A 25059-nucleotide genomic window follows, 5' to 3' on the forward strand; every position below is an offset into this window, starting at 1 on the left:
ACCGCGGGGGTGCCGGTGGAGAGGAGCGAACGTGAAGTACATGATCATGTTGTACGGCGCGCAGCGGGACTTCGACATGCTGTCCGGGAAGGACGCCGGCCGACCGGCCTGGTCCCCGGAGGACGCCGCCGAGCTGCACGCCTTCATGGTGAAGTGGAACCAGGACCTGGTCGAGTCCGGCGAGTTCGTCGACGCGCAGGGGCTGACCGCGCCCGTCCACGCCCGCAGGATCCGTCTGCGGGAAGGCGTGCCGGTCGTGACCGACGGGCCCTACCCCGAGACCCAGGAGGTCCTCGCGGGCTACACGCTGGTCGACTGCGAGAGCTTCGACCGGGCGACCGAGATCGCCGCGAGGCTGGCAAGGACGCCGCATCCGAAGGACGCGGAGCTGGACCGCGAGTGGTACGTGGACGTCCGGCCGGTCGCCGACGGCATGGGCGACCTCGAGGCGTAGGCGTGCCGGTGACGGGGGACGACGTCGAGGGCCTGCTGCGCGCGCTCGCGCCGCAGGTCCTCGGCGCGGTGGTACGGCGTTACGGAAATTTCGCCACAGCCGAGGACGCGGCGCAGGAGGCGCTCCTCGCGGCATCCGTCCAATGGCCGCGCGAAGGCGTCCCGGACAACCCGCGCGGCTGGCTGATCACCGTCGCCTCGCGCCGGCTGACCGACCTGCTGCGCGCCGAGCAGGCCCGGCGGCGGCGCGAGGACACCGTCGCCCGGCAGGTCCTGCCCGGCGAGTGGCTCGCGCCCGCCGCCGACCGGCCGCCGCCGGAGCCGGACGACACGCTGATCCTGCTGTCCATGTGCTGCCACCCGTCGCTGTCCACGGCGTCGCAGATCGGGCTGACGCTGCGCGCGGTCGGCGGCCTGACGACGGCGGAGATCGCCCGCGCGTTCCTCGTGCCCGAGTCCACCATGACGCGGCGCATCAGCCGGGCCAAGCAGCGGGTCAAGGAGAGCGGGATCCCGTTCGCCATGCCCGCGGGTCCCGAGCGGGCCGCGCGGCTCGGGGCGGTCCTGCACGTGCTGTACCTGATCTTCAACGAGGGCTACGCCAGCACCTCGGGGCCGAGCCTGCACCGCGGCGAGCTGTCGGCCGAGGCGATCCGGCTGGCGCGCCTGGTCCACGGCGTCCTTCCCGGCGACGGCGAGGTGGCGGGGCTGCTCGCCCTCATGCTGCTCACCGACGCCCGCCGCCCGGCGCGTACGGGGCCGGACGGCGCGCTGATCCCGATGGCCGAGCAGGACCGGTCCCTCTGGGACGCCCGCCACATCGCCGAGGGCGTCGCGCTGGTCACCAAGGCCCTGTCCCAGGGCGTGCCGGGCCCGTACCAGCTCCAGGCCGCGATCGCGGCGGTGCACGACGAGGCCCCAAGCGCCGAGGCCACCGACTGGCCGCAGATCACGGCGCTGTACGAGCTGCTGATGCGGATCTCCGACAATCCCCTGGTGCGGCTGAACCACGCCGTCGCCGTGGCCATGGCGCACGGCGCCCCCGCCGGGCTCGACCTGCTCGGAAGGCTCGCGGCCGACGGCCGCGTCGCCGAGGACCACCGCCTGTACGCCGTGCGCGCCCACCTGCTGGAGATGTCGGGCGACCACCCGGCGGCCCGCGACGCCTACCGCGAGGCGGCCGCCCGGACGACGAGCCTCCCCCAGCAGCGCTACCTCCACAGTCGGGCCAATCGCCTCACCTGAAAGGTGACGAAAACGGGACTCCACGGTCCTCCCCGACGGCGCGGATCGAGGGATGTCCTGCACGCGGCGAGGCGGTGAGCCCGCCGGAACGGACCGAACGCACGCGATGCACTCCGTACAACGTCCGGAGTTCTTGCAAGTGCGAAGATATTGATCGTCAGCCCGACCTCGCCCCGAAGGACTCGAAATGACGAGGGCGGCCCAGCCCGCTGACGGGCGGGGCGTGACGGCGGAGGTCACATCTCGGAGAGGATCTTCGCCTTGGCCCGCTCGAACTCCGCCGGCGAGAGCGTGCCCGCGTCGAGCAACTCGCGGAGTCTCTGGAGCCGGACGATCGGATCCCGGCCGTCCACGGGCCCGGTGGGCGCCTGTCCGGGAGGAGCCTGCCCGGGGGTGAACATCTGCCAGGAATGGGGTGTCTCCCCACGGGGGAACACCTGCCCCCTCGTCACGATCACCCGGCCGCCCAAGCGAGTGGCCGGGTCCGACGACGCCTCTGTACGGTCCGTTGGGGCGGGCCCGAAGCCCTTGAATACGCCGAGGAAGAAGCTCAGCAGGCCGCCGATGATGGCGCCGGGAAGGATCCAGGCCCATTTCTCCGTGCCCGGCGGGCATTCGCGCGCGGAGACATAGTTGCCGCCCGACGCGCAGCTACCGCCACGGATCAGCTGATACAGCGCGTAGAGCGCGAACCCCAGGCAGACCAGGGAGATCAGCGAACCGATGCAGACACGAATTCGGTACATCACATCGCGAACCGTACATGAGTGGACCGAACTTCCGCGGTCACCAGGTCGAAGGCTCTCCCTTCTGGTAGAGCCACACGTCGAAGAGGCTCGTCAGGCCATGCCCGACTCCTCTTGCGCCTGACGGACGGAGTCGGCGGGCCGCGACGCCTACCGCCAGGCGGCGGCCCGGACGACCGGCCTCCCCCGGCGGCGCTACCTCCACGGCCGGGCCGATCGCCTCACCAGAAGGTGACGAGAACGGGACTCCGTGATCCCCTCCCTGAGGGCGTGGATCACGGGAGGTCCTGGACGCGGCGGGATGATGAGCCCGCCGGAACAGATCGAAGGCACGCGAATGCACTCCGTACAACGTCCGGAGTTCTTGCAGGTGAGAAGATATGCGCGTGCCACCCACGATCCACCGCAGTGGGGCCGGCGACCCGGCTCGCACCCTCGAATTGCTCTGGAGGGAGCCGGGCGCCCGTCCCTCGCAACGAGGGCCCCGTCAGGGCCTGACCCTCGACGAGGTGGTCGCGGCCGCCATCACCCTCGCCGACTCCGAGGGGCTGGAGGCGCTGACCATGCGGCGCGTCGCGCAGGCGCTCGGCGTCGGCGCGATGTCCCTCTACACGTACGTCCCCGGCAAGGCCGAGCTGCTCGATCTCATGGTCGACACCGTCTTCGGCCGCATGCCACGGCCCGAGCTGTCCCATCTGCCGTGGCGGGCCCGGCTGGAGGCGGTGGCACAGGACAACCGGGAGCTGTACGAGCGGCATCCGTGGATGCTCGCCGTGTCCACGGGCCGCCCGCCGCTCGGGCCCGGGGTGCTGGCCAAGTACGAGCACGAGCTGCGCGCGTTCGAGGGCCTCGGGCTGGACGACGTCGAGATGGACGACGCCCTGACCTACCTGCTGGGGTTCGTCCACACCTCGGCCCGCGCGGCGGCCGACCTGCGCACCGCCCAGCGCGAGAGCGTGCTCACCGACGAGCAGTGGTGGGAGGTCAGCGCGCCGCTGCTGGCCCGCGTGTTCGACGGCGCCCGCTACCCCACCGCCACCCGTGTGGGCGCGGCGGCGGGCGCGACGCACAACGCCCCCGCCAGCCCCGACCACGCCTACGAGTTCGGGCTGCGCCGCGTCCTGGACGGCCTCGGCGTCCTCATCGACCAGCGCGCCGGCGGCTCCCACGAGGCCCGTTAGCGTGCGGCCGCGCCGCCCCCCGTACGGCAGGGGAAGCCCGCTGACCCGCACCGGCCGGTCGTCCGGGCGGATCCGGGGGAACCGCCCGGACACCACGATGGCGGCCGGGAGCCGGGAAATCGATTACGCCCCGGGTAAGCGGCGCCGTGACGGCGAGCGGTGACGCGGCCTCGCAGGGCCGGTCGTGGTCAGCGGCTCAGACGACGGTAGCGCCGCACCGACAGCGGGAAGAAGATCACCAGGATGAGCAGCGGCCAGGCGAGCGCCATCAGCGGCGCGTGCTGCGCGGCCCAGGAGTCGCCGCCCCAGCCCGGGTTGCCGAACAGCTGCCGGGTCGCCGCGACCGTGGCCGACAGCGGGTTCCACTCGGCGACCGCGCCCAGCCAGCCGGGCATGGTGGCGGGCGAGGCGAACGTGTTGGACAGGAAGCCGAGCGGCCACACCAGGATCTGCACCGCCATCACCGCCTCGGGGCTCTTGATGGCCAGCCCGAGGTAGATGCCGATCCACAGCAGGGCGAAGCGCAGCAGCAAGAGCAGGCCCACCGCCGCCAGCGCCGCGCCCGGCCCCTCGTGCCACCGCCAGCCGATCGCGAGCCCGCAGGCGATCATGACGGCCAGCCCGGCGACCGAGTTGAGCATGTCGGCGGCGCTGCGCCCGGCCACCACCGCTGAGGAGGCCATGGGCAGCGACCGGAACCGGTCGGTGACGCCCCTGGTCGCGTCGGTGCTGACCGCCGTGAACGTGGTCTCGATGCCGAAGACCATGGTCATCGCGAACATTCCGGGCATGAGGAACTCGCGGTAGTCCCCGCCGCCGGGGATCACCATGCCGCCGCCGAACAGGAAGGCGAACATCAGGACCATCATCACCGGGAACAGCAGCCCGACGACGAGCTGGGCAGGCCGGCGGGCCCAGTGGGACAGGTCACGGTGGGTGATCACCCAGGCGTCGGACAGCGCCCACCGAAGCCGGTCCGGCCCGCCGCGCGGGGCGACCTCGCGGGCCGCCGGGGAGGCAGTCGTCACGCGGCCACCTCCTCCGCGGCGCGCTCCCCGGCACGTTCATCGGTGCGGTGTCCGGTGAGGCGCAGGAACACCTCGTCCAGGGACGGGCGGCGCAGCGTGATGTCCTCGGCCACGATGCCCGCCTCGTCCAGTGCCCGCACCACCTCGGTCAGGGCGGCCACCCGCTCGCGGACCGGCGCGCCGACCCGGCGCGTGTCCGGGTCGGACTCCGGCTCGCCGCCGGTGACGCGCCCGATGATCGCCATGGCGGCGGGGATCTCGTCGGCGGCGCGCAGCACGACGTCGACGCGGTCGCCGCCGATCGCGCCCTTCAGCTCGCCCGGCGTGCCCTCGGCGATCACGCGGCCGGAGTCGACCACGCAGATCTTCGCGGCCAGCCGGTCGGCCTCCTCCAGGTACTGCGTGGTGAGCAGCACCGTGGTCCCGGCCGCGACCAGGGAGCCCACCGCCTCCCAGACCTCGTTGCGCCCGCGCGGGTCCAGCCCGGTGGTCGGCTCGTCCAGGAACAGCACGGAGGGGGCCAGGATCAGCCCGGCCGCGAGGTCCAGCCTGCGGCGCATGCCGCCGGAGTACTGCTTGACGGGCTTGGCTCCGGTGTCGGCGAGCCCGAACCGTTCCAGCAGCTCGTCGGCCCGGCGGCGGGCCCTCGCCAGGCCCAGGTGGTAGAGCCGGCCGAACATCACGAGGTTCTGCCGCCCGCTCAGCACCTCGTCCAGCGCGGCGTGCTGGCCGACCAGCCCGACGTGGTACCGCGCCCGGGCGGCCTGGCGCACGACGTCGAACCCCGCGACCTCGGCGCGGCCGGCGTCGGGCCGGAGCAGTGTGGTCAGCACCCGCACGGCGGTCGTCTTGCCGGCGCCGTTGGGGCCGAGCAGCCCGCACACGGTGCCCTTGGGCACGGCGAGGTCGAACCCCGCCAGCGCCTCCGTGCCGCCGTACCGCTTGCGCAGCCCCTCGGCGACGATCGCGTGTCCCGTGGAATCCACTGGCATCCTTCCTCGGTTCGCTGTCTCCGTACAATGTACCGTACAAGACACGGGAAGTCGTACGGTACACCATGCGGCGAGTGGGGGCGCGCACACGAGACCAGGCGGACGAGGAAGCGATCAGGGGATCGGGGGCCCGCCGCCGCCCGGCCGCCGGGAAGGGTGGGCGATCCGGGCGAGGATAGGATTCGAGCCACGATGACCACCGAGTACACCGGCGCGGGCGACCCCGCGCGCAGCCTGGCCCTGCTGTGGCGCACCCGCGAGAAGTCCAGCAGGAAGGGCAGGCCGGACCTCAGCGTCGACCGCATCGTCGGGGCGGCGATCGAGGTCGCCGACACCGACGGCCTGGCCGCTCTGACCATGCGCCGCGTCGCCGAGCGGCTCGGGGTCGGCACCATGTCGCTGTACACCTACGTCCCCGGCAAGGCCGAGCTCCTCGACCTCATGCTGGACACGGTGATCGGCGAGACCGCCAGGCCCGCCGTCGAGGGCGGCTGGCGCGCCAGACTGGAGATGATCGCCCGCGAGAAGTGGGCCCTGTACCAGCGCCACCCCTGGCTGCTGTACGTCGCCACCACCCGGCCGCCGCTCGGCCCCAACGTGACGGCCGCCTACGAGTACGAGCTGTCCGCCGTGGACGGCGTCGGCCTGACCGACCTGGAGATGGACTCGGTCGTCACCCTCATCGGCGGGTACGTCCACGGCGCGGCGCGCGGCGCGGTCGAGGCGGCGCAGGCCGAGCAGCGCACCGGCATGTCCGACGAGCAGTGGTGGTACGCCCACGCGCCCTACCTGGGCAAGGTCATGGACGCCGGCCGCTACCCGCTGGCCGCCCGCGTCGGCACGGCCGCCGGCGAAGCGTACGGCGCCGCCTCCGACCCTGCCCACGCCTTCGAGTTCGGCCTCGAACGGGTCCTCGACGGCATCGCGCACCTGATCGACCGGCGCACTCCGCCGCAGTCCTAGCGGCCGCCTGACCGGGTCCGCGGACCTCGATCGGCCGGCCCGATCTACCGGCTTCGCCCGGTCAGGCCGGTTTGCGGGCTTCGATCAGGAAGCGGGTCGAGTGCGCGATGAAGGGGCCGTCGGCGGCGATCTTCTCGTGGAGGGCCCGCAGGCGGGTGAGGTGCTCCTCGACCGTGAAGCCGGGGACGGTCCAGATGACCTTCCGCAGGAAGTAGATCACGGCTCCGACGTCGTGGAACACCATCCGCAGGCGCTGGTAGCGCAGGTCCGCCACGCTGAGGCCCGCGGCCTCGGCCGCCGCTCTGGCGACCTCGGGGTCACGCGTGTACGGGCCTGGCCGGGGGCCGAGGAAGAACTCGGTCAGCTCCGCCACCGTCCGGGGTCCGACCTGCTGCGAGAAGTAGGCGCCCCCCGGGCGCAGGACCCGGGCGATCTCCTCCCAGCAGGTCGACACCGGGTGACGGCTGCTCACCAGGTCGAAGACGCCGCCGGCGAACGGCAGCCGCTCGCCATGGGCGTCGATCACCGCCACCCCCCGCGGGCGCAGCCTCTCGGTGGCGCGGGCCAGATTCGGCGGCCAGGATTCCGTCGCCACGGTCAGGGGCGGCAGCAGCGGCACCCCCGCGAGCACTTCGCCACCGCCGGTGTCCAGGTCGAGCGCCGCCGACGCGCGAGCCATCCGCTCCGCGAGCAGCCGCGCGTACCCCCACGACGGCCGCTCCTCGGTCGCCCGCCCGTCCAACCAGGAGAAATCCCACCCGTCAACCGAAACCGCCGCGGCCTCGGCCACCAACTCGTCAAACGCCCGCCCAGCACCCATGCCCCGAGCCTGACGTCCGAGCCCCCATTGATCAAACCGATTTCCCCACCCCGGCACGCCGAGGCGGCCCCGCCCGCGGCGCGTGGGCGAGGGTCCGGGGGCGCCCCGTGCGCCGTGCGGGGTCGCCCTGGGCATGACCAAAGGCGTGCAGGCAGTATGGTCGTCGCGGTAGCGGACTCGTGCCGGGTCGGCGGCTGGCTATGTAGGTGGAGGGTGCCGGTGGATGTCAGTGGGCGAAACCCCGCGTACTGGCCGATCACCGATGATCTGGGTGGGTTGCGCAGGCAGGTCGGCGGTTACGCCGGCGATGCCGGGCTGGCCGGTGTCCGCCTCCAGGATCTGGTCCTGGCCGTCAACGAGGCCGCCGCCAACGTGCTCGACCACGCCGAGGGCCAGGGGCACGTCCTGGCCTGGCACGACGACCGTTACGTCACCGTCGAGATCCACGACCGCCTCGGGCTCCTGGTCCCCGCCCATGCCAACGCCTCCGACCCGGGGGTCGGGAGGCTCCGCGGCCGGGGGCTGTGGCTGATGGGGCAGCTCTGCGACGAGGTGAGCATCATCCGGGACGACCGGGGCTCGGCCGTGCGGCTGCGGCAGGCCCTCACCGCCGCGCGGGAATAGACCCCGCTCCGCCCAGGCTCCGCCGTATCAGGATGGAGGTCAGGGAGCCGGGATCGCCCGGGAGAAGCCCGCCGGGACGTCCGGGCCGCGACGGCGGGGATCGTGGCGAGTGGGCAGGCAACGCCGGTTCGCATATCGTCACCGACGTGAAGGATCCGCCAACGGGGGCCCGGCTGGCGTGCCCACGTGGCCGTGCCCGCCATACCCGCCGTACCCCTGTGCCCGCCATGCCCGCCATGACGTTTCCGCCCCTCCGCTGGTCCAGCGCCCGCTTCGAATAGGTCGTCCATGAACTTCACCGTGCACGTCGACGCCGGCTCCGGCGATCCGCAGCGACCCTGGGCGCGTACCCTGGTGCTCACCGGGGAACTCGACCACGGCAGCGCCTCGCGCCTGCAGAAGGCTCTGGACAAGGCTTACGCCGAGGACGCCCGATACCTGGTGATCGACCTCACCGGGCTGACGTTCTGCGACTCCACCGGCATCAGCGTCTTCCTGGGCGCGCGCCGCGCCGTGGCCGCCCGCGCGGGCGGCGTCCTGCTGGTGGGCCTCAACTCCCGCATCGAGCGGATCTTCCGCCTGACCGGGGTGGCGCGCGCCTTCGCCACCTACCCGACCCTGCGGGAGGCCCTCGCCGCGCTGCCCGAGTCCTGACCGCCTAGCGCGGGCACGGTGCCCTCGGGGTCGCGGGCGAGCACCGACCGGCCTCCGTCCACCGGCACCGTGGCGCCGCTGACGAAGCTCGCCTCGGGCGACAGCAGATGGACGATCACCGCGGCGACCTCCTCGGGCCTGGCCACCCGCCCCGGCGGGTGCAGCAGCCGCATCTCCTCCTCCACCGCCGCCCGCGCGCCGGGTTCCTGGGCGTCGAGGAACGCCTGGTAGCGCTCGGTGCCGACCGAGCCGGGCGCCACGGCGTTGGCGCGGATCCCGTGCGGGCCGTACTCCACCGCCAGCGCGCGGGTCAGCCCTTCCAACGCCGCCTTGGCCGTCACGTACGGCAGGCAGCCGGGGACGGCCTGGCGGGCCTGGTGGGAGGAGACGTTGACGATGGACCCGCCGGTGCCCGCGGCCAGGAAACGGCGGACCGCCACCGCCGATCCCGTGACGGCCGCCTCCAGGTTGCCCGCGACCAGGTCCAGCACCAGGCGGGCGGGAGACGAGTGCAGCGAGGCGTCCCGGAACGTGGCGGCGTTGTTGACCCAGCCGCCGAAGACCCCGGCCTCCCCCGCCAGGTCGGCGGCCCGCTCCGCGACGGCCTCCTCGGCGGCGTCGCCCTCGACGAGGGACAGCCGGTCCCCCTGCGGACGTCCCCGCGCCCAGGTCTGCGCGGCGGGGTCGCGTTCGATCGCCACCACGGCGTGACCGTCGGCGAGGAGCCGCTCGGACACCGCCCTGCCGATGCCGCGCCCGCCGCCCGTCACGACGTAGGACCGGACCAGCTCGCCCACCCGGTCCGAGGGGCATGAGCCCGGCGGCGTCGAAGCCCTCGCCGGGGACGTGTCACGGGGTGTGCCGGTCATCTGCCCGCACCTTCCTTCGCGGATGCCTTACCGAGCCGCGGACGGGGCGGCGGACGCCGTCCCGCCGTCTCTGCCGTTTCCATGAGACGCCACATCACGCCGATCAGTCAAGCGCTTCGATCGAAGCACTTCGATATACCATCGCCGCCGACGCCCCCGTAGTGACCCGCGTCCTGGTGACCCGTCTCAGGTGGTGCGGCGTTCGACCAGCCGCAGGTCCAGCCTGATCTCGCGGGCGGGGGCGGAGGGCGACTCCAGCCGCTGGAGCAGGCGTTCCATCGCGGCCCGCCCGGACTCCTCCAGGGGCTGGCGCACCGTCGTCAGCTCCAGCGCCTCGGCCAGCTCGCCGTCGTCGAACCCGGCCACGGCCACATCGTCCGGCACCCGCAGGCCGAGGCCGCGCGCGGCCTTCACCACCCCCGCCGCGAGGACGTCGTCGCCCGCGAAGACGGCGGTGGGACGCTCGGGCCCGGCCAGCATCGCGGCGGCGGCCTCGGCGGCGGGGCCGACGCCGTGGACGGTGAACCGCACGTCGCCCCCGGGAAGGCCGTGACCGGCCTCGGCCAGCGCGGCGCGGAAGCCGTCGAGCCTGCGCCGCGAGGGCGAGACGTAGGCGCCGGTGCGCTGGGCCTCGCCGAGGAACCCCAGCCGGCGGTGCCCGCGGGCCAGCAGATGCCCGGCGACGAGCCGGCCGCCGGCCTTGTCGTCGGCGTGCACGGAGTCGAAGCCGGGGTGGCGCACGTCGACCAGCACCGCGGGAAGGCCGAGGCCGGTGAGCCGCTCGGCCGCGCCGTCCTCCAGCGGAAGGCTCACCACCAGCAGGCCGTCCAGCCGCCCGGTGACCGGCAGGCCGGCCAGCAGCGGGGAGGAGCTCGTGGCGGCGGACTCCTGGTCGAACAGCACGACCTCCAGCGGCCGCCCGGCGACGGCGGCGAGGACGCCGTTCACGCGCCGCGCCACGGTGGCGTAGGAGGTGTGGGGGCCGACCACGCCGATGCGGCCCACCCCGCGGCGGGCCCGCGCCACGGCGTCGGTCTTGGGGACGAAGCCGAGCGCGTCCACCGCGTCGAGCACCCTGCGCCGGGTGCCCGCGCTGACCCGCGCGGGCGAGTTGAGGACCAGCGACACCGTCGAGATGCTGACGCCGGCCTCGGTGGCGACGTCGTAGATGGTGGCCCGGCCCGGCACGGGAACCTCCCTGGGAGCGCGGGCGGCGGCGCTCCGCCCGGTGGTGGCCAGGTTACGCCCCGCGCGACCTCCGCCGCGTCCTCCCGGGCGTCCTCCTGCCGGTGTCCGGAGCGGCGGCTCATCGCGGGGTCCGCGTCCTCGTGCCGGTGTCAGGGCGACCCGCCGGAGCGGCGGGCCGTTCCGGGCGGCGGCTTGACCTGGAGCGCGCTCCACATCCTAGGGTTCGGCGTATGACCGACTCCCCTGTCACATTGATCACGGGCGGATCCAGCGGCATCGGCGCGGCGGTGGCCCGGCAGCTGCTGGACCGGGGCGGGCGCGTCGCCGTGACCGGCCGGGACCGCGACCGTCTGGGCCGGTTCACCGCCGGGCTCGGCGACCCGCCCGGCCTGCTGGCCCTCGCCGGAGACGCCTCGGACTACGACGCGGTGTCCTCGGCCGTCGAGTCCACGGTGAAGGAGTTCGGACGGCTGGACGCCGTCGTCGCCAACGCCGGCTTCGCCAGCCACGACACCGTCGACAACGGCGACCCCGCCGTGTGGCGCGAGATGGTCCTCACCAACGTCCTCGGGCCCGCGCTGCTGATCAGGGCGGCCCTTCCCGCGCTGCGGGAGACGCGCGGCCGGATCGTCCTGGTCGGCAGCGTCGCCGGCTTCGTCAACACGCCGGGCAACATCTACGGCGCGACCAAGTGGGCGGTGACCGGCCTGGCCGAGAACACCCGGCGCATCGTGACCGGGGACGGCGTCGGGGTCACCCTGATCGCCCCGGGACGGGTCGAGACGCCGTTCTGGGACGGCATCGGCGGGCCGCCCGAGGGCCTGCTTCTGACCGCCGACCAGATCGCCGCCTCCATCGTGTGGGCGATCGGCCAGCCCGAGGGCGTGGACGTCAACACGGTCGTCGTCCGGCCGATCGGCCAGCCCGTCTGACCTCGTGACCAGGCCCGGGCCCGGCGCGCCTCGATCGAGCCCGCGCCCCGGCTCGGTTCGATGGAGCCCGCGCCCGGCTCGGTTCCATCCAGTCCGGGCCCGGCTCACTCTTCTCGATCAAGCCGCGGTCCGGGTCACTCCTCGCCGGAGAACCGCTCCCAGGCGGACTGCCGGGTCATGCCGAGGGCGGCGCCGATCCTGGCCCAGGTGACGCCCCTGTCGCGCAGGCGCTGCACCCAGACCCGGAGGTTCTCCTCGACCTGGGCGCTCACGGCGGCGACGCGGGGCAGCATTTCGAGGATCTGCTCGTCGGTCATGACGTCCGGCCAGGGGATCTCCGGCGCCGGCGCCGCCGGTTCCTCGGCCAGGATCTGGGCGCTCAGGCCCACGCAGCCGTCGCAGATGTGGACGCCGGGCCCGGCGACGAGCTTGCGCACCTCGGTCTTGGGCTTGCCGCAGAACGAGCAGCGCAGGTCCTGGTCGGCCTGGGACGGAGCGGGCATGGGTCCTCCACGCGTGATTGTCAGGCTATTCCTGACGGACTGACCCGACCCTACGCCCGTCAGGCGATGCCTGACAACCCCGAGTCCTCCTCACGACGACGCGGGTGATGGGTGCGACGGGGCGACGGGGGCGGCCCAGAACTTGAACAAGTCTTTTCCTGGAGTCATTCAAGTCTGGTGTTAGCGTTGGGGCACCTCAGAAGCGTGACCCGGCTGCTCGATCCGGTCGGCGCCGGCCGCCACGCCCGCCCTCGCTCCCCCGCCCCACCTCGATTGGAGCGTCCACAGATGTCCGCCTCGTCCTCCAGAGTCCCCGCTCACCGTCCGTCCCGTCCCGCGCTTCGGCGCAGCCCATGGTGAGCGCCGTACTCGGCCGCACGGGCTTCGGCAAGATCAGGCGGTGGAGGGGCCTTCCCGTTCCCGGCTCCATCCGCGCCCGCTACACGCTGCTGTCGGTCACGCTGTCCATCATCTTCCTGACCACGGTCGGCGCCAGCCTGGACGCCGCGATCCGGTACAAGGTCCAGGCGGACGCGTTCGACCTCAACAAGAGCGTCGCCGGCCAGTGGAGCGCGGCGGTGCGCAACGGGACGGTGCCGCGGACGATCCCCACCCAGGCCCCGGTCGACCTCGTCCAGGTCGTGAACGCGGAGGGCCACGTCACGCAGGCGAGCAGGTCACTGAGCGGCCGCGCCCCCCTGTCCGACGTCCGCCCGCCCCCCGACGACCGCTTCCAGAACATCACCGAATGCGGCCCGGTGACGGGATGCGCCATGCTCATGGCCATCCGCGTCTCCCCCGCGCCGGACTCCCCGGTCGTCTACGCGGGCATGATCGAACCGTCCATCCTCACCACCAGCGAGCTGGACTTCGGGATCGCGGCCGCCGCCCTGCCCGTCGCGGCCCTCGTCGGCTGGATGACCTGGAGCATGCTCGGCCGGACGCTGCGCCCGGTGCAGACGATCTGCGCGCGGATGTCGGAGATCACCGGCACCGACCTGAGCCTGCGCGTGCCGCTGCCGCCCGGACGCGACGAGATCACCATGCTCGCGCACACCGCCAACCAGACCCTGGCCCGGCTGGAGACGGCGGTCAAACAGCAGCGCAGGTTCGCCTCCGACGCCTCCCACGAGCTCCGCTCGCCGATCGCCGCGCTTCGCGTGCGCCTGGAGGAGGCGCTGACCTACCCCGACGACGTCGACCCGCGGGAGACCATCCGCGCCGCGCTGTCCACCACCGACCGCCTGGAGGCGATCGTCGGCGACCTGCTGGTGCTCGCCCGCCTGCGCGCGGCCGAGCCCGTCCCGCCCGAGCCGGTCGACCTCGCCGCGCTGGCCCGCGAGGCGGCGACCGGGCGGGTGAACGCCGTGCCCGTGCGGGTCCGGGCGTCCGGGCGGGTGCCGGTGAACGGTTCACGCATCCGGTTGATCCGCATCGTGGAGAACCTGGTCGGCAACGCCCAGCGGCACGCCGACTCGGGGGTCGAGGTCACCGTCGAGGCCGTGGGCTCCGAGGCGGTCCTCGCCGTCACCGACGACGGCGCGGGCATCGCCCGCAAGGACCGCGAGCGCGTGTTCGGCCGCTTCACCCGCCTAGAGGACGCCCGCCGCCGCGACCGCTCAGGCAGCGGCCTCGGCCTGGCCATCTCCCGCGAGATCGCCGAAGCGCACAACGGCACCCTCGCTGTCGAGGACTCCCCGCGCGGCGCCCGTTTCGTCCTGAGACTTCCCCTCGTGGAGGACGAGATCCTGCCTCCGCCCTCCTCCGGCACCTCCTAGCGGCGTGTCTTCCGCCTGCTCGCACGGGTTTGATGCATAATCGCAGCACTTTGAATGAACCCTGGGAACCGGTGCGGAGGCGTCGTGGGTGATCACGTCCCCTTGGTGCTGATGCGGCTGCCGGAGGCCATCACCGAGTTCCTGTCGTCGCTGCGGGCCAAGAAGCTGTCGCCGCACACCCTCGCCGGGTACGGGCGCGACCTGCGCCTGGTGGCGCGCGCAGCCGCGGACGCGGCGGGCGTGCCGGTGGAGGACCTGGAGGTGCGCGCGCTCGGCGGGCGCCTGGTGCGGGCGGCGTTCGCCGACTTCGCCGAGCCGCGCTCGGCGGCCAGCGTCAACCGCGCCTGGAGCGCCTGGAACCAGTTCCTGACGTTCTGCGTGGCCGAGGGCATGCTGGAGGGCAACCCGATGGCGGCGGTGCCCCGGCCCAAGCAGCCCGCCAAGGCACCCAAGCCGCTGCTGGGCGACGGCTCGGCGTCGGCGACGCTCCTGGAGCGGGTCGCGGCCGGCGCGCGCGAGTCCCGCGACCCGTGGGTGGAACGCGACCTGGTCGTGCTGGCCCTGGCGCTGGTGACCGGCATGCGCTCGGCGGAGCTGCTGAGCCTGACGCTGGGGTCCATCGGCGGGGCCGAGGGGGACCGGCGCGTCCAGGTGGTCGGCAAGGGAGGCAAGACCCGGTCGCTGCCGATCGAACCGCCCATCGAGCACCTCATCGACGCCTACCTGAGCAGCAGGCTGAGCCGGTTCGGGCTCGCCACGCTCCCCCGGTCGGCCCCCCTGCTGGTCGACACCCGCAACGAGCCGCTGCGGCGCGGCGGGCTGCAGTACCTGGTGCGCCAGTGCTACCGGTACGCCGGGATCCACGACCGGGTGCAGAAGGGGACGCTGGTGCACGCGCTGCGGCACGAGTTCGCCACGCGGCTGGCCGAGCGGGGCGCCTCCGCGCACGAGCTGATGGAGCTGCTCGGCCACTCCTCGATCGTGACGGGGCAGGCGTACGTGGCCTCGACGGCGCGGGAGGTGCGCGGCGCGGCGCGGGCGAACCCGGCGTACGGGGTGCTGGAGGGCCTGCGGCCGCCCGGCGGCCGCCCCCGCGCCGGGGAACGCGACGGCGGCTGATCGCACGGCCGTGCGCGGCGCGCTGATCGTGCGGCGCTGATCCTTCGGGCGGGGCGTCGCAGCCGTCAGAGCTGCCGGACGAAGGCCTCGGCCTCCTCCTGGCCCATGCCCGTCTCCCCGCGCACCAGGTAAACGGCCTGCTCGGCGCGACCGTCGGCCTTCAGGCCGCGCGCCCGCGTGGCGAGGTCGTCCTTCGAGGGGACGGCCGCGTCGGCGATCGGAGGCCGGTCGGCGACGGGAAGCAGGCGGGCGACGGCCGGCGGCACGGGACGACCCTCGGCCACGGCGTCGACGTAGGCCTTGGCCTCCGCGAGTCCGAGCCCGGTACGCCCGCGGACCAGCTTGATCGCGTGGATCTTCTTCCCCTGCGCGGCCAGGAGGCGGGCCTGACGCCCGAGATCGTCCAGGTTCGCCGGCGCGGAGCCCTCCTGCCAGGCGGAGACGTACGACGGGGCGGACTTGTCCGTGCCCCGGCGCGCCAAGCCGAACATCACCCCGAGGAAGCCGCCGGCGACCACGAGGAGGATGAGGAGCTCCGGCCATCCGATGCCAAACATGCCTGGATCCTAGTGGTTCGGACCGCCCCGTGGCCGGGCGGGCCATGGGGCGTACGGATGATCAAGGAATGACGGCGGTGGCGGTGATCTCGACCATCTGGCCCGAGTAGCCGAGGAAGGAGACGCCGAGCAGGGTCGAGGTGTGCGGGCCCGCCGACAGCTCGGACGCCTGGACGACCTCCCAGGCGCGCAGGAGGTCCTCGTGCCGGGTGGTGGCGACGTAGACGGTGCTGGCGATGACGTGCGAAAGGTCGCTGCCGACGGCGCGCAGGGCGGTCTCCAGGTTGCCGAGCACCTGGCGGGCCTGGGCGGCCGGGTCGCCGGGGCCGACCAGGTTCCCCTCGGCGTCCATCGGGACGGCTCCGGCCATGAACGCCAGGCGCTCCCCCGTCTCGACCACGGCGGCGTGCGCGTACCCCGGAGGTGTGAGCAGGGCGGGGACGATGGTGCGAAGCGTCATGATGCTCCTTCTGCGCGGGCGGCGAGCGGGGCGGGCGTGGGTACGGACGCATGATGCCGGGGCCCCGGGGCGGGTGTCATCCGCTTTTCCGTGCCGCATCCCGTGCCCTATCCCGTGCCCTCTTCCCTGCCGCCCTTCCGGGCCCCTCGCGGTCCCGATTCCGCAGATCGGCCGGCCCGTTCCCGCGCGGGGCCCGGGATTGTCGGTGGGACGGGGTACGGTCGGCGTGATCCGTACCGGGAAGGGATCGGAAAGGACCGGAGCTGATCGATGCGCCCCGCCGAGCTGACGCGAATCACCGTCGAGGAGTCCACCGACCGATACGTGGAGCTGGTCCGCGCCAAGACCGTCACCGGGGCGCTTTCCCCGGCGACGGCGGAGGTCTACGCGCGCGACGTGGCGACGTTCTCGGCGCTGGCGGGCCCCGGCCAGGTGCTGGACGACCTGACGGGCGAGGACGTCGACGCCGTGCTGCTGGCGTTCGCCCGCAAACCGGACGGGCGGCGCGCCTCCCCGACCGGCGAGTCGCAGAGCGCCTCCTCCCAGTCGCGGTTCCGGCGCTCGGTGTCGGCGTTCTTCAAGCACGCCACGCTGTCGGGGTGGGTGCAGGTCAACCCGATGACGGCGGTGACGGTGACGGCCAAGGAGCGCGGCGGGCTGCGCGCCGAGCGCCGCGCGCTCACCCGTGAGCAGGCGCAGGGCCTGGTGGGGGCGGCGCGGTCGCTGTCGTCGGCCGAGCCCGAGCGCGGGCGGCGCGACCAGCGCATGGAGGCGCGGGACGCGCTGATCGTCCTGTTGCTGTCCACCCTCGGCCCGCGCGTGTCGGAGCTGGTGCGGGCCAACGTCGAGGACTTCTACACCAACGACGGCGTGCGCTACTGGCGCATCTTCGGCAAGGGCGGCCGCACCCGTGACGTGCCGCTCCCGGCCGACGTCGCCGAGGCGCTGGACGCGTACGTGTCGGGCAGCCGCCCGGCGACGGCCGAGAAGGCGCTGCTGCTGTCGTGGCGGGGCAGGCGGCTGGCCCGGGGGGACGTACAGGCGGTGATCGACCGCGTCCAGCGGCACGTCGACCCCTCCCAGCGGCGCTCGGTGACGCCGCACGGCCTGCGGCACACCACCGCCACCCACCTGCTGGCCGACGCCGTGGACATGGACGCGGTGCGCCGCGTGCTCGGGCACAGCGACCTGGCGACGCTGGGCCGCTACCGCGACGAGCTGCCGGGCGAGCTGGAGGTCGCGATGCGCACCCACCCGCTGCTCCGCCGCCCGCCCGCCGCCCGGTGACCGCGACCGGTCGTCACTGCGGTCTCGACGGCCACACGGTCGCGGTCGCGCCATCGCGGGATTCATCCGGTTATGCCCTGTCGCACCAGTAGCCCTGGGGAGGGCTTCAGCCGGCCAGGCGGCCGTGCCGGGCGGAGTGCTCGGCGCAGACGGCGGCCAGCGCGTCCAGGGAGATGCCGAGGGCCTCGGCCAGGGCCGAGACGGTGAAGAAGGCCGGCGTCGGGATGCGGCCCGTCTCGATCTTGCGCAGGGTCTCGGCGGAGATGCCGGCGGCGGTCGCCACCTCGGCCATGCTGCGGTCGCCGCGCGCCTGCCGAAGCAGGGAGCCGAGCAGCTCGCCGCGCTCGCGTTCGGGTCCGGTCAGCGGGATGCGCACCATGCCGTCTATAGTACCGTGATTGTAATACCGGTATTTCTATTGGGAGGCTGGCCCGGATGGTGGAGATCAAGACCGACGCCGAGCTGGACGCGATGCGCGAGGCGGGGCGGGTGGTCGCCCGCGCGCTGGCCGCCGTCCGCGAGCGCGCGGCCCCGGGGGTGCGGCTCACCGAGCTGGACGAGGTGGCCCGCACGGTGATCTACGAGGCGGGGGCGAGCGCCCCGTTCCTGCACTACAAGCCGCCGTTCGCGCCGACGCCGTTCCCCGCGGTGATCTGCGCGTCGGTGAACGACGTCATCGTGCACGGCATCCCGGACGGATACCGGCTGCGCGCGGGCGACCTGGTGAGCATCGACTGCGGGGCGCGGCTGGACGGCTGGACCGGCGACGCGGCGATCAGCTTCACCGTCGGCCCGGCCCGTCCCGGCGACGCCGAGCTGATCGACGCCGCCGAGCGGGCCCTGCGCGCCGGGATCGCCGCGGCGCGGCCCGGAGGACGCGTCGGCGACATCGGGCACGCCGTCGCGGCGATCGGCAAGGAGCGGAGGTACGGCATCCCCGTCGACTTCGGGGGGCACGGCATCGGACGGCGGATGCACGAGGACCCGCACGTGGCGAACCGGGGCACTCCGGGCCGGGGGATGCCGCTGCGGCACGGCATGGTGCTGGCCATCGAGCCGATGTTCATGGCCGGCGGCGCCGACCGCTACCTGACGGACCCCGACGGGTGGGCGCTGCGCACCGTCGACGGCAGCCGCGCGGCGCACGTGGAGCACACCGTGGCGATCACCGACGACGGCCCCCGCGTCCTCACCCTGGTCTGACCCGTCCCCACGCCGCCGATTCGACGCCCGCGATCGGGACGCGGGCCGGGCCCGCGGGCCCTCTCCGGGGAGTTCGACCCGCACCTCCCCGGCCGCCCCTGGTCGATCCCGGCGACGCGACCCGTCAGCGCGCGGGCCGTACCGGCTGGCGCAGGATCGTGCGCAGGCCCTCCGGGTCGCCGTCGCCCAAGCCGGTCAGGTAGATCTCGTGGTGCAGCCCCGAGGGCACCAGGCCGTGCTCGGCCATGAACGCCGCCATCCGCGTCAGCGACCGGTGTTCGTCCGCGAAGGAGCCGTGGTGGGTCATCTGCACGCACCGTCCCTCGGTGAAGGTGACGAGCTGCACCTGCTCCACCCCCGCCGCCGAGCCGCGCGCGGCCTCGCGGGCCTGGTCGGCCAGGGCGGGCTCCACCGTGCCGGGCAGCTTGAGGAACAGGTGCCAGTACCACTCGTCGCGGGGCACCTCCTGGTGCGGCCGCAGGTCCTGCACCCACCAGCGGCCCTCCAGGACCGGCATGGGGAGGCCCCCGGCCATGCCGATCAGCGTGCCGGCGACGGCGTACAACGCCTTCAGGCGCTCGGTGAACACCGCGCCCCCGGGCTCGCCCTGGCCGGTGACGCCGAGCCCGCGCGCGGTGCCGTGGAAGGCCGCCTCGGGGACATCGGCGGCGGTGTACCAGTCCGATGGGTTCGTCATCATTCCTCCACTTGGATCATCAGGTAGGTGATCAACGCCTCCGGCGGCGTGACCGAGGGATCGGAGACGTAGACCTCGCGCAGCGGCCCGGGCGGCCGGTGCCCGCGCTCGGCGCACCAGGCCAGCAGGCCGTGCGCGGTGAGGCCGGTCTGGTCGTAGGGCCCGGTGTGCACGGCGCGGGCGAACGTCCCGCCGGGCAGCACCCCGGGCGTCAGGCCCGGGGACGTCCGGTCCCCCGCGAGCGCCGCCACCGTGACCGGGATCCGCTCGCCGAAGTCCAGCGGGAAGAGCCCGATCATCGAAGCCCGCAACTCGCAGGGGAACCGGCTCACGCACAGGGAGGTGATCCGGCCGATGTCGCCGGGGCCCTCGGCCAGGTCGCCGGTGAGCAGAACCCGGTGGGCGGGCTCGCGCACCACACTCACCGGCACGATGGGCAGCCCGTCCGCCAGCAGGTGCTCCAGGGTCGCCAGCGCCCTGCGGCGGCGCGCCAGCTCGGCCTCCATGTCGTCGCGCACACGGCCCAGCGCCTCGGCGGGCGAGACGCCGGTCAGCACGTCGCCGATCGCGGCCAGCGGCACGTCCAGCGAGCGCAGCAGCCCGATGGACAGCGCCTCCCGGGCCTGGTCCGCCCGGTAGTAGCGGTAGCCGCTGTCCGGATCGACGCGCGCCGGTTCCAGCAGGCCGAGATCGGCGTAGTGGCGCAACTGCTTGACGCTGAGCCTGCACAGCCGCGCGAAACGGCCGATCGGCATCAGGTCGCCGGGTCCCTCCTCGCTCATGCGCCCCAGCATGGACTCTTCCCTTATGGCAGAGTCCAGCCGGGTGTCCGACGGGGTGTGCGGGGCGGGTGGCGGGTGCCCGTACGATCGGGGACGTGGAAACGCGTGAACTGGGCAGGACGGGCAGGCAGGTCGGGGTCGTGGGCCTCGGCGCGTGGCAACTCGGCGCCGACTGGGGCGAGGTCGGCGAGGACGAGGCGCTGGCCACGTTGCACGCCGCCGTCGACTCCGGGGTGACCTTCATCGACACCGCGGACGTCTACGGCGACGGCCGCAGCGAGCAGATCGTCGGCAAGCTCCTCAAGGAGCGGCCGGGTCTGACGGTCGCCACCAAGATGGGCCGCCGCGTGGCGCAGGAGACCTCGGCCTACAACCTGGACAACTTCCGCGCCTGGAACGACCGTTCCCGGCAGAACCTGGGGGTCGACACGCTGGACCTGGTGCAGTTGCACTGCCCGCCGACCCCCGTCTACGCGCGGCAGGAGGTGTACGACGCGCTCGACACCCTGGTGGAGGAAGGCCGCATCGCCGCCTACGGGGTCAGCGTGGAGACCTGCGAGGAGGCGCTGACCGCCATCGCCCGGCCGAACGTCGCCACCGTGCAGATCATCCTCAACGCCTTCCGGCTCAAGCCGCTTGAGCGGGTGCTCCCCGCGGCGGCGGAGGCCGGGGTGGGCATCATCGCACGGGTGCCGCTGGCCAGCGGCCTGCTGTCGGGCCGCTACGACGCGCACACCGAGTTCGCCGCCGACGACCACCGCAACTACAACCGGCACGGCGAGGCGTTCGACGTCGGCGAGACCTTCTCCGGCGTCGACTACGCGACCGGCCTGGCCGCGGTCGAGCGGCTCAAGCCGCTGGTGCCCGAGGGCATGACGACCGCGCAGTTCGCGCTGCGCTGGGTCATCGACCAGCCCGGCGTCAGCGTGGTGATCCCCGGCGCCCGCAACGAGCGCCAGGCCAAGGGCAACGCGGCGGCCGCGTCCTTCTCCCCTCTGACCGAGCAGACCCACGCGGCGGTCGCCGGCGTGTACGACGAGCTGATCCGCCCGCTGGTCCACGACCGCTGGTAAGCCGCCCGCGGCTCCGGCCCGCCCGCACGCGTGCGCGGCGGGCCGTCCCCTGCCGTCCCCGGTCCCGGGTCACTGCGGGGCGTGGACGGCGCGCGCCAGTCTCAGGGAGCCGGTGGTGTCGGACAGGACGTCGGTGCTGTCGGAGAACTGGTCCACCGTGCCGACCGGCGCCAGCGACCCCACCTCCGGCCCCGCGCCGGCCAGCAGCGCGTCCGCGAACCGCGAAGCGCCGATCACGCGGAACGGCCGGTCGAAGAACGGGCGCACCGACGGGTCGAGCGGCTCGGTGAGCGCCAGCCGGTTGTGCAGGCCGGCCACCCGCTCGTACGCCCGGCACAGGTGCTCCTCGCGCGCGCGCCAGCCGCGCGCGTGCAGCGCCGCCGTGAACATCTCCCCCAGCTCCGCCGAGCCGGACAGCCGGGCGAACGCGCTGCCCAGCCACTTGGCGTACGGCGGGTAGCGGCGGCGCATCAGCAGGCACAGCCGGATGAGATCCTCCACCAGCCGGGCGGTGACGATCATCGAGCCGAGGTCGTCGCCGACCTCGCCGCAGCGGCCGGGGAAGCTCTCGATCTGGGCGATACGCCGCCATTGGCACGCCAGCACGTACCGCCACAGCCCCGGCGGGTACCAGCGCAGGTTCGCACGGGCGCGGCCGAGCTCGCCGAGGCCGTCGTGGAACACTTCGCCGTTGGTCACCTCGGCCAGGCGCTGCCACGAGACGCCCAGCCAGTCGGCGGTGGTGATCTCGCCGCGCGGGTCGAACCCGAGCCGTGACCGCGCCCAGGATCCGAAGCCGGTGACGACGACCCCGTGCCTCGCCGGGTGGCGGTCGGATCCGAGCACCGTGGGATATCCGCGGAACCGCTCGGGCAGCGCCCCGGGCAGCCGCGCGGCGATGCCGTCGGCCAGGGACGGTTCCACGAAGACCAGGACGCGTGGCCCCCAGTCATGGTCGGCGGAACGTTCGGTGTCGAAGGCGAGCACCTCCGAGCCGGGGCCGATGAGGGCGGCGCCGTGGGGCACCTCGCCCAGGAGCGGCTTGACCACCTCCGTGTAGTAGGCACGCGACAGCTCTCGGCCGGGCACGAAACCAGAAGCGAAATCGGACATCACTTCATAACTGTGCATCGCGGATCTGCCTGGTTCACCTGGTTTTCCCGGGGGCTCCCCCGCCAACAGGAGTGCGCCATCAAGAGAAGCTCGTCCCCGGACGCCCATGCGACGTCCTCGATCCGGTGAGGGACGCCTCGGTGACGTCATCGATCCGGTGAAGACCGCGGATCACAAGATGGCGCCCGGACGGTAGGCCGCCGCCTCCGGGTGCCGTGCCACCACCGCGCCCACCCTGGCCACGACCTCGCCGACCTGACCGGCCGCCGCGCCGGTGAACGGCGCCGGGTCGGCCAGCAGCGCCCGCAGCGCGGGCAGGTCCAGCGGGAACCGCTCGTCGCCGGCCAGCCGGTCCAGAAGCGTGTTGTCCGCGCCGGTCTCGCGCATCGCCAGCGCCGCCGCGACCGCGTGCTCCTTGATCAGCTCGTGTGCGGTCTCCCGGCCGACCCCGGCGCGCACGGCCGCCATCAGCATCTTCGTCGTCGCCAGGAACGGCAGGTAACGCTCGAGCTCGGCCTCGATCACGGCCGGGAACGCGCCGAACTCGGCGAGAACCGTCAGCATCGTCTCGACCAGCCCGTCGAAGGCGAAGAACGCGTCGGGCAGCGCCACCCGGCGCACCACCGAGCAGGAGACGTCCCCCTCGTTCCACTGGTCCCCGGCCAGCTCGCCCGCCATCGAGGCGTACCCGCGCAGGACGACCGTCAGGCCGTTCACGCGCTCGCAGGAGCGGGTGTTCATCTTGTGCGGCATCGCGCTGGAGCCGACCTGGCCCGGCCGGAACCCCTCGGTGACCAGCTCGTGCCCCGCCATCAGCCGGATCGTCTTGGCCAGGCTGGACGGCGCCGCCGCGAGCTGCACCAGCGTGGTCAGCACCTCGTAGTCGAGCGAACGCGGGTACACCTGCCCCACGCTGGTCAGCCCGGCGGAGAAGCCGAGGTGGCGGGCCACCCGTCCTTCGAGCTCCGACAGCCTGGCCGCGTCGCCGCCGAGCAGGTCCAGCATGTCCTGCGCGGTGCCGACCGGGCCCTTGACGCCGCGCAGCGGGTAACGGGCGATCAGCTCCTCCAGACGGGCGAACGCCACCAGGAGCTCGTCGGCGGTGGTGGCGAACCGCTTGCCCAGCGTCGTCGCCTGCGCGGCCACGTTGTGCGAGCGCCCGGCCATCACGGTGCCGGCGTGGGCGGCGGCCAGGCCGGCCAGCCCCGCCAGCAGCGCCACGCACCGGTCGCGCACCAGGAGCAGGCTGTCGCGGATCTGCAGCTGCTCGACGTTCTCGGTCAGGTCGCGGGAGGTCATGCCCTTGTGCACGTGCTCGTGCCCGGCCAGGTCGTTGAACTCCTCGATGCGGGCCTTCACGTCGTGGCGGGTCACCCGCTCGCGCTCGGCGATCGACGCCAGGTCGACCTTGCCGAGCACGGCCTCGTAGTCGTCGGCCACCCCGGGCGGGACGGGCACGCCCAGGTCGGCCTGCGCGCGCAGAACGGCCAGCCACAGCCGCCGCTCGGCCACCACCTTGTGCTCGGGGGACCACACCTGGGCCAGCTCGGGCGAGGCGTAGCGGGCGGCGAGGACGTTCGGGATGCGCGGCTTCACGGTCACGTTGCCTCAGTCTATGGGGACCGGCGGCCCCGGCGGCGCACAGGGCCGCCGCGTGGTGGCCGGCCCCCAAGGGTCCCCCTGATCCGCCACGGCCGCGAAGCCACATGATCCGAGGCGGGAGGAGTCGGAGGCAATGCCGCGGATCAAGCATTTACCCACGTGTCGGCGTGGGGCCCGGCGGGACAGGGGACTCTCCCGTGCACACGCGGGTGCGTGCGGTGAAACCGGAGAACCGGGCAAAACGGAGATATTGTGGAAGATCATCACTCGTCGGCGGTGAGCCGCCGTGACCTGCTAAGCCTGTCCACCGTCGCCCTGGCCGGCGCGGTGCCCCTCGCCGTCCATCCCGGATCCGACACCCCGGCTCTCGCGGCGGCGTCTTCTTCGCAGGTCCACGGGCATGGGCGCAAGCCGGGGGTGACTCCTCCGGAGGACCTCATGCGAGAGCACGGGGTGCTGAAGAGCATCCTGCTGGTGTACCGGGAGGGGATCCGGCGGATCCAGCGCGGCGAGCAGGTGCCCGCCCAGCCGTTGCACGCCGCCGCCCGCATCATCCGCGACTTCATCGAGCGCTACCACGAGTACCTGGAAGAGAGGTACGTCTTCCCGCGCCTGCGCGAGGCCGGCAGACTCCGCCACACGGTCTCGGTCCTGGAAGTGCAGCACAAGCGGGGACGCGAGGTGACCGCCCGCATCCTGGCCGCCACCCACCATTCCAGGGCCTCGGCCCACCAGCGCCACGCCCTGGTCTCCGACATGGCCGCCTTCATCCGCATGTACGAGCCCCACGAGGCCCGGGAGGACACCGTGGTGTTCCCCGTCTTCCGCAAGGTGACGCCCGCCAGGGAGTTCGCCCGCCTGGGTGAGGTCTTCGAGGCCGAGGAGCACCGCCGTTTCGGGCAACGCGGCTTCACCGCCGTGGTCCACCGGGTCACCGACATAGAAAAGGCCCTGCACATCCACGACCTGTCCCAGTTCACCCCCCGAAGGGCATCCCCCCACCACCGACACGGCCGAACCTCAGCCCGCTGACCTCTTGCCTTCTGTCCCCCCTCGACACCGACGCTCCCAACCGACGCCAGGCCGGCGGGACGTTGTGTCATGCCCGCCGGACATCCCGTCGCCTATCGCATCTCCGGGTCGAGCGCCGGTTCCTCGCCGCTTCGCACGGTGCCGTGCGGCCTTAGCCC

At 73.5% G+C, this 25059-nt stretch carries 27 protein-coding genes; 13 read left to right on the forward strand and 14 right to left on the reverse strand.

From position 1 onward, the window contains the following. The first annotated feature begins 40 nt into the window (after nt 1-40). A complete protein-coding gene (locus DQ384_RS37655) occupies nt 41-454 on the forward strand; it encodes a YciI family protein (RefSeq protein ID WP_245967067.1) in 414 nt (137 codons plus the stop codon). Nucleotides 455-462: 8 nt separating this feature from the next. After that, on the forward strand, nt 463-1698 hold the full coding sequence (locus DQ384_RS37660; protein WP_220183364.1) for an RNA polymerase sigma factor: 1236 nt from the start codon (nt 463-465) through the stop codon (nt 1696-1698). Between the two features lie 236 nt (nt 1699-1934). Here DQ384_RS37660 and DQ384_RS37665 read toward each other — a convergent pair whose 3' ends face one another. After that, nucleotides 1935-2444 carry an SHOCT domain-containing protein gene (locus DQ384_RS37665; RefSeq protein WP_147269052.1) on the reverse strand — a complete coding sequence of 170 codons (510 nt, stop codon included), beginning with the start codon at nt 2442-2444 and terminating at the stop codon, nt 1935-1937. A 380-nt stretch (nt 2445-2824) separates the two neighbouring features. Between DQ384_RS37665 and DQ384_RS37670 the strand changes: the two genes are divergently transcribed. Then, nucleotides 2825-3625, forward strand: a complete 801-nt coding sequence (locus tag DQ384_RS37670; protein WP_114033668.1) for a TetR/AcrR family transcriptional regulator — start codon at nt 2825-2827, stop codon at nt 3623-3625. A gap of 188 nt (nt 3626-3813) precedes the next feature. Here DQ384_RS37670 and DQ384_RS37675 read toward each other — a convergent pair whose 3' ends face one another. Next, a complete protein-coding gene (locus tag DQ384_RS37675; protein WP_114033669.1) occupies nt 3814-4653 on the reverse strand; it encodes an ABC transporter permease in 840 nt (279 codons plus the stop codon). After that, complete coding sequence (locus DQ384_RS37680) at nt 4650-5645, reverse strand: ATP-binding cassette domain-containing protein (protein ID WP_181871639.1); 996 nt, start codon at nt 5643-5645, stop codon at nt 4650-4652. Before DQ384_RS37680 ends, DQ384_RS37675 begins: the two co-directional genes overlap by 4 nt. 192 nt (nt 5646-5837) lie before the next feature. Here DQ384_RS37680 and DQ384_RS37685 point away from each other — a divergent pair, with 192 nt between their 5' ends. Further along, a complete protein-coding gene (locus DQ384_RS37685; RefSeq protein WP_114033671.1) occupies nt 5838-6608 on the forward strand; it encodes a TetR/AcrR family transcriptional regulator in 771 nt (256 codons plus the stop codon). Between the two features lie 61 nt (nt 6609-6669). Here DQ384_RS37685 and DQ384_RS37690 read toward each other — a convergent pair whose 3' ends face one another. Next, nucleotides 6670-7428: a class I SAM-dependent methyltransferase gene (locus tag DQ384_RS37690; protein ID WP_114033672.1), complete on the reverse strand. Its 759-nt coding sequence runs from the start codon at nt 7426-7428 to the stop codon at nt 6670-6672. A 219-nt stretch (nt 7429-7647) separates the two neighbouring features. On the opposite strand from DQ384_RS37690, the gene DQ384_RS37695 reads away from it, so the two are divergent. Next, entirely contained in the window at nt 7648-8052 is a 405-nt protein-coding gene (locus tag DQ384_RS37695) for an ATP-binding protein (RefSeq protein WP_245967060.1), read from the forward strand. A gap of 288 nt (nt 8053-8340) precedes the next feature. Beyond that, nucleotides 8341-8706 carry an STAS domain-containing protein gene (locus DQ384_RS37700; protein WP_114033674.1) on the forward strand — a complete coding sequence of 122 codons (366 nt, stop codon included), beginning with the start codon at nt 8341-8343 and terminating at the stop codon, nt 8704-8706. Here the strand turns inward: DQ384_RS37700 and DQ384_RS37705 are convergent. Both DQ384_RS37705 and DQ384_RS37710 read right to left on the reverse strand, forming a co-directional pair. Beyond that, complete coding sequence (locus DQ384_RS37705; RefSeq protein WP_114033675.1) at nt 8661-9575, reverse strand: SDR family NAD(P)-dependent oxidoreductase; 915 nt, start codon at nt 9573-9575, stop codon at nt 8661-8663. The two genes, DQ384_RS37700 and DQ384_RS37705, sit on opposite strands and share 46 nt — an antisense overlap. Before the next feature lie 186 nt (nt 9576-9761). Beyond that, nucleotides 9762-10763 carry a LacI family DNA-binding transcriptional regulator gene (locus DQ384_RS37710; RefSeq protein ID WP_114033676.1) on the reverse strand — a complete coding sequence of 334 codons (1002 nt, stop codon included), beginning with the start codon at nt 10761-10763 and terminating at the stop codon, nt 9762-9764. Nucleotides 10764-10993: 230 nt separating this feature from the next. Between DQ384_RS37710 and DQ384_RS37715 the strand changes: the two genes are divergently transcribed. Next, nucleotides 10994-11695 carry an SDR family oxidoreductase gene (locus tag DQ384_RS37715; RefSeq protein WP_114033677.1) on the forward strand — a complete coding sequence of 234 codons (702 nt, stop codon included), beginning with the start codon at nt 10994-10996 and terminating at the stop codon, nt 11693-11695. Nucleotides 11696-11829: 134 nt separating this feature from the next. Here the strand turns inward: DQ384_RS37715 and DQ384_RS43890 are convergent, their stop codons facing one another. Further along, complete coding sequence (locus tag DQ384_RS43890; protein ID WP_114033678.1) at nt 11830-12198, reverse strand: ClpX C4-type zinc finger protein; 369 nt, start codon at nt 12196-12198, stop codon at nt 11830-11832. A 353-nt stretch (nt 12199-12551) separates the two neighbouring features. On the opposite strand from DQ384_RS43890, the gene DQ384_RS37725 reads away from it, so the two are divergent. Together DQ384_RS37725 and DQ384_RS37730 are read left to right on the forward strand one after the other, a co-directional pair. Continuing rightward, nucleotides 12552-13976, forward strand: coding sequence for a HAMP domain-containing sensor histidine kinase (locus DQ384_RS37725; protein WP_114033679.1), 1425 nt, complete (start codon nt 12552-12554; stop codon nt 13974-13976). Between the two features lie 111 nt (nt 13977-14087). Beyond that, nucleotides 14088-15095, forward strand: coding sequence for a tyrosine-type recombinase/integrase (locus DQ384_RS37730; protein ID WP_114033718.1), 1008 nt, complete (start codon nt 14088-14090; stop codon nt 15093-15095). Nucleotides 15096-15160: 65 nt separating this feature from the next. Here the strand turns inward: DQ384_RS37730 and DQ384_RS42535 are convergent, their stop codons facing one another. Further along, nucleotides 15161-15652, reverse strand: coding sequence for a ribosomal protein L7/L12 (locus DQ384_RS42535; RefSeq protein WP_220183360.1), 492 nt, complete (start codon nt 15650-15652; stop codon nt 15161-15163). A gap of 61 nt (nt 15653-15713) precedes the next feature. Continuing rightward, a complete protein-coding gene (locus tag DQ384_RS37740) occupies nt 15714-16112 on the reverse strand; it encodes a RidA family protein (protein ID WP_114033680.1) in 399 nt (132 codons plus the stop codon). A gap of 270 nt (nt 16113-16382) precedes the next feature. Between DQ384_RS37740 and DQ384_RS37745 the strand changes: the two genes are divergently transcribed. Further along, nucleotides 16383-17399: a tyrosine-type recombinase/integrase gene (locus tag DQ384_RS37745; RefSeq protein WP_114033681.1), complete on the forward strand. Its 1017-nt coding sequence runs from the start codon at nt 16383-16385 to the stop codon at nt 17397-17399. 106 nt (nt 17400-17505) lie between these two features. Here DQ384_RS37745 and DQ384_RS37750 read toward each other — a convergent pair whose 3' ends face one another. Next, nucleotides 17506-17778: a helix-turn-helix domain-containing protein gene (locus DQ384_RS37750; protein WP_114033682.1), complete on the reverse strand. Its 273-nt coding sequence runs from the start codon at nt 17776-17778 to the stop codon at nt 17506-17508. A gap of 56 nt (nt 17779-17834) precedes the next feature. Between DQ384_RS37750 and map the strand changes: the two genes are divergently transcribed. After that, nucleotides 17835-18602 (forward strand): type I methionyl aminopeptidase, encoded by a 768-nt coding sequence (gene map, locus DQ384_RS37755; RefSeq protein ID WP_114033683.1) that lies wholly within the window; start codon nt 17835-17837, stop codon nt 18600-18602. Between the two features lie 124 nt (nt 18603-18726). On the opposite strand, the gene DQ384_RS37760 is transcribed toward map, so the two are convergent. Continuing rightward, nucleotides 18727-19299 carry a GyrI-like domain-containing protein gene (locus tag DQ384_RS37760; protein ID WP_114033684.1) on the reverse strand — a complete coding sequence of 191 codons (573 nt, stop codon included), beginning with the start codon at nt 19297-19299 and terminating at the stop codon, nt 18727-18729. Further along, a complete protein-coding gene (locus tag DQ384_RS37765; protein ID WP_114033719.1) occupies nt 19299-20081 on the reverse strand; it encodes a MerR family transcriptional regulator in 783 nt (260 codons plus the stop codon). Before DQ384_RS37765 ends, DQ384_RS37760 begins: the two co-directional genes overlap by 1 nt. 95 nt (nt 20082-20176) lie before the next feature. Between DQ384_RS37765 and DQ384_RS37770 the strand changes: the two genes are divergently transcribed. Then, on the forward strand, nt 20177-21154 hold the full coding sequence (locus DQ384_RS37770) for an aldo/keto reductase (protein ID WP_114033685.1): 978 nt from the start codon (nt 20177-20179) through the stop codon (nt 21152-21154). Between the two features lie 69 nt (nt 21155-21223). Here the strand turns inward: DQ384_RS37770 and DQ384_RS37775 are convergent, their stop codons facing one another. Both DQ384_RS37775 and purB read right to left on the reverse strand, forming a co-directional pair. Continuing rightward, entirely contained in the window at nt 21224-22267 is a 1044-nt protein-coding gene (locus DQ384_RS37775; RefSeq protein WP_114033686.1) for a DUF4037 domain-containing protein, read from the reverse strand. Nucleotides 22268-22438: 171 nt separating this feature from the next. Then, a complete protein-coding gene (purB, locus tag DQ384_RS37780) occupies nt 22439-23869 on the reverse strand; it encodes an adenylosuccinate lyase (protein WP_114033687.1) in 1431 nt (476 codons plus the stop codon). 252 nt (nt 23870-24121) lie between these two features. Between purB and DQ384_RS37785 the strand changes: the two genes are divergently transcribed. Further along, nucleotides 24122-24901 (forward strand): hemerythrin domain-containing protein, encoded by a 780-nt coding sequence (locus DQ384_RS37785; RefSeq protein ID WP_245967061.1) that lies wholly within the window; start codon nt 24122-24124, stop codon nt 24899-24901. Nucleotides 24902-25059 lie beyond the last annotated feature (158 nt).

The organism is Sphaerisporangium album, from assembly GCF_003323745.1.
Taxonomy (GTDB): Bacteria; Actinomycetota; Actinomycetes; order Streptosporangiales; family Streptosporangiaceae; genus Sphaerisporangium; species Sphaerisporangium album.